The 2548-nt window shown below is 42.3% G+C and carries 3 protein-coding genes; all 3 read right to left on the bottom strand.

Translation table 11 applies throughout. The features are described from left to right. The coding region (locus HZC45_04005; protein MBI5682321.1) for a universal stress protein at window positions 1–267 on the bottom strand (267 nt) is incomplete at its 3' end. A gap of 86 nt (window positions 268–353) precedes the next feature. Then, the gene (locus tag HZC45_04000) at window positions 354–1961 is read right to left on the bottom strand and encodes a c-type cytochrome (GenBank protein MBI5682320.1); all 1608 of its coding nucleotides are present in this window, start codon (window positions 1959–1961) and stop codon (window positions 354–356) included. A gap of 77 nt (window positions 1962–2038) precedes the next feature. Beyond that, window positions 2039–2548: cytochrome c (locus tag HZC45_03995; GenBank protein ID MBI5682319.1), on the bottom strand; the 510-nt coding region annotated here is incomplete at its 5' end.

The raw sequence follows: 2548 nt of genomic DNA, 5'->3' as shown, positions 1-2548 counted from the left end.
GTCAAGATATGAGTCTGATATGATGCCTAGTCCTTTTGATATTAGGCTTTCGTGGACATCCCTTTGTCTTTTGAGTATTGCCTCTGACTGATACCTTTCAGGCAAGCCTGTCTCCATGTCCATGAATCTTGTCTCATGGAGCCTTGCTGCATAGACATGGCAGCCTGTTATTTCTGAATTGTATGCCTTTGCTATGGCTATGGAGGCTTCCATTGCGCTGTCTGAATATGTGGAGTTGTCTAATGCTATAAGGATTTTTTTGAACATGTTATCAGTTATCGGTAGCCGCAGGCTTTATGCCTGCGTTAAAACGCAACCTAAAGGTTGCGGCTACAATTCCTAATTCGTAATTCCTATCTTTCCTTCCTGCTTCTCCTCACCAGCCACCATTCCCCAATGCCTGTAATTGCTATGCCAAGAATCGCTAACAAATAGACACTTATCGGAGTTGATGCCTCCATAATCAGATAATGCCATGAGGACAGACTCATAAGAAGATTATGCTCACCGTTTGAGCCGTCCCATACATTTAAAGAAAATGGTATGAATTTGCCTTTTTCAAACTGAACATCATTTGCATCATCTGTATTTAATTGCCTCTTTATTACCACCCTCCATGTGCCTCCATTCCAAACACCTTTCCCCTTTGCATGCCATTTATCCTGAGGCTGAACCTTGAATTGATTTGGACCACTTGCATTTACATCTTCAATAGAAGGCTGTTTAGATTCTTCTAAATCTGATTTCCAAATCCAAAGGTTGACAGGACTGCCTGAATCACCCCTCATGAAATGAGGCTTCTTAGTGCCATCAGACATCTTCACTGGAAATTGAAGGGCTATGGAATCGCGGAAATTGCCCGGCTTTTGCGGAATCTCTCCCCATCTTACATAACCATCGTAAGCGGCAGGCACTTTGTATTCCAAATCAGGATTATGGGCAGTGTCCTTAAACCTGTCTCCCCATTCCATAAGAAAGGCAATCTCTTTGTCATTATAAATTGCCCTGACAGTAACCAAATCTACAGAAGGATTTTCCCATCTTGGCTTCACAATTACCTGTCCTGCCAGTTGTATGTCTATTGCCTGAGCCTTTGCCAATCCTGTATAATAAGGGGATACTGGTATATCACCATTTACATACATTGCCTTTAGAACAGATTCATTCCTGACTTTCCTCTTTTGTAAAGAAAAAACAAAGTTAGCAAGATGCCACCTTTCCTCATCATTTAGAGAATCTGAAAATGATGGCATGGGCGTTCCATTCAGTCCGGTCGAAAATCTCTTATAAATATCCTCCGCTAAGTTTCCTGCTTTGTATCTCCATCCCTTTGTCAGGTCAAAAGGAAGTATTGGGTCGCCCTTAAATTTATCCTTGAGTTTGGGTGCATTTGGACCATTGCCCCTGCCTGTATCTCCATGACATTCCCAGCACTTCATCTCCTTAAAGCGTTGAGCGCCTTTAGATATACTCTCTGCAGATGATACTACCTGTTTGGAGATTTTTACTGCCTGCTGATATGGGTCTAACTCTTTATCAGAGAAATCTTCATTATATGTCTTTATATAATAAATGACCTGCCACCTTTCTTCTTCTGTAAGACCATTCTTAATTTTATCTATGTCAAAGGTCTGCATGGCACTGCCGGGTATGCCCCTGCTTATTGTCCTGAAAAGGTCTTCATCTGTGGGAAGGGCCCCGGTTTCTGTAGAACGGAATTTATATAATCCAAGTGTAAAATCTCTTGGTCTTGGAAGCATCTGCTCTGCAGCAGGCCCATTGCCATCCCCCATGAGTCCATGACAGAAAGAGCATCTTTTAAAGTATATATTCTTACCCTTTGCTATTAGTTCTGGTGTTGCAGGGGGTTTTGGTTTGGATGGCGCATCTGCAGCATTAACTACAGTGAATAGTGAATAGTGAATAGTGAATAGTAAGAACATTGTAAAAAACCTTTTCATCAATTGCCTCCGATATTTAAGCATCTGTTGTCTAATGTCTTTCCTAATCCCTAGCCTCTAACCCCTAATCCCTGTCTTTAATGCTTTTCCGGTATCCTTGCTGTCTTTTGCGCCATGTCATATTCTGCCATGATGATCTTCCATCTCTCTTCTTCTGTTAGATTTAGATTCCATACAGGCATTGCAGAATCCCACGGTGTTGCCTCCTGAGGCAGTCCAAGCCCGCCTGTTGACACCCTCCAGAATGTATACCCTTCTACTATGGTCTCTATTGTCCCATTGTCTGTAAAGTTTATAGGACGGAGTTTAAACCCGTCTGCCATTGGTCCATCTCCTGAAACACTGTCCCCATGACATGGTCTGCAGTTCATGGCATATAATGCCCTGCCTTCAGCAAGGTTCTTTTCTCTTAATGCCGGTTTTGCTGTATCAGTATTTACATTTCCTGCCTTGAGTTCTTTTAAAAACTTATCCATTGGCTCTGTAGGAATAAAGCCAAGGATATGACTGTCAGGATTCTTACTTTTCCACCTGTCTACATCTGCCTTTATTTGCGGGATAAACTCTACACTGCCTGCCTTTGCCTG

It is taken from the genome of Deltaproteobacteria bacterium, from assembly GCA_016223005.1.
Taxonomy (GTDB): domain Bacteria; phylum Desulfobacterota; class GWC2-55-46; order UBA9637; family GWC2-42-11; genus JACRPW01.
This window is presented reverse-complemented; position numbering and strand designations above follow the sequence as displayed.

Bases quoted from the DNA above. Each gene is read 5' to 3' on its own strand.
- HZC45_04000 (MBI5682320.1), bottom strand. From the start codon at position 1,961: ATGAAAAGGTTTTTTACAATGTTCTTACTATTCACTATTCACTATTCA.